The sequence below is a fragment of the Neisseria sp. P0009.S007 genome (assembly GCF_051962515.1).
Genome location: NZ_JBQCVF010000462.1, coordinates 1 through 1,102 on the forward strand (window position 1 = coordinate 1; position 1,102 = coordinate 1,102).

Annotated in this window: 1 pseudogene; it reads right to left on the reverse strand. The window is 55.4% G+C overall.

What is annotated here, in order from left to right:
* Positions 1–1,102: pseudogene (locus tag ACTHS3_RS14065) on the reverse strand (RHS repeat family protein); the annotation flags it as partial.

Here is a 1,102-nt window from a genome sequence, read left to right on the forward strand (position 1 = left end):
TCGGTTACCGACAGCAACAGACCGTTGCCGGCATATTCGAAACGGGTGATGTGTTTCAGCGGGTCGGTATGGGTCAGCAGGTTACCCGCTTCGTCATAGGTATAGCCGTGGTAACAGCTTTCGGCATCGCTTTTACGGATCAGACGGTAGTTGTCGTCATAGTCGAAATGCAGGATGACGCCGTCCGGACGGATAATGCTTTCTACCTGGCCTTCGTTGCTGTATTGATAACGGGTAACGCGTCCCATTGCATCGGTATGGCTGAGCAGACGGCCCAAGTCGTCGCGTTCCATCAGGTTGGTACTGCCGTCGGCAAACACCCGTTTGGTCAACTCATTGTTGTAGTCGTAATGATATTGCTCGGTACGGCCCAATATGTCGGTTACCTCGGTGTAACCTTCGTGATAGGTAAAACGCCATTCCTCGCCCAAAGAAGTCCGGTTGCGGATGACTTTGCCGGTCGGGGTGTAATGGTCGTATTCGTATTCCGATACCAATCCGGCCGCATCCGTATGCGACACCATCAGATTGTTTTTATAGCCGAAGCTGCGTTTGACATTACCGTCGCGGCCGATGACGCGGATCAGGTCACCACTGCCGTCGTATTCATAGCGGACCAGCGGCATACCGACCCGGACCGTTTCGCCAAAGGATGGTAAACCCTCCAACAGCGACACCGACAGCAGCCGCATTCTAGGCGACTGCTCATCGGCCACATTGCCGAAGTTTAGCGAGAACACCCGGCCGTTGCCGTCGATGACGTATTGCGGCAGACCGGTCAGCGGATGATAGACGAAACGCTGATGGTTGCCGTTGGCGTCTTCCACCGCGACCAGCGGGAAGAGGGTGGAATCTTCATCAGAACCGTCCTCCGCCACCACCAAAGGCGCAAAACGCAGCGCTATCGAACCGTCCAGAGAAGCAATGACATAATGGCCGTCCGGGTTCTTGCTGAACCAAATCTGTTCGCTCTCAAACAATACCGGCTCTTCGTCATCTTCATCGACTTCCGGCAAAGGGAACAAACGGCCCTGATCGTCGATATAGGCCAATCCGGCCGCATCGCGGATAATGCGCTGGCAGCCCGGTACGCTCCAGCCCT